Annotated in this window: 1 pseudogene; it reads left to right on the top strand. The window is 33.0% G+C overall.

Annotated features, from left to right (window positions below):
• Nucleotides 1–273, top strand: a pseudogene (locus FUA24_RS25915) (DNA topoisomerase IV subunit B); the annotation flags it as partial.

Raw genomic sequence — 273 nt, 5'->3', positions numbered from 1 at the left:
AGATTTAAGACATAAAGATGAAAAAGGTGAATTTATAACTGAAACTTTTCACTCTGAAGCTGGTTTAACAGAATTTGTTCAGTACCTTGATGCCACAAGAGAACCTTTAATGAAAGATGTTATTGCTTTTGAAGGTGAAAAAAATGGCATTCCGGTTGAGGTAGCCATGATTTATAATACATCATACGCTGAAAATTTACATTCTTACGTAAATAATATTAATACGCACGAAGGTGGTACACATTTATCAGGTTTTCGTCGTGGTTTAACACA

The sequence above is a fragment of the Seonamhaeicola marinus genome (assembly GCF_008085455.1).
This window is presented reverse-complemented; position numbering and strand designations above follow the sequence as displayed.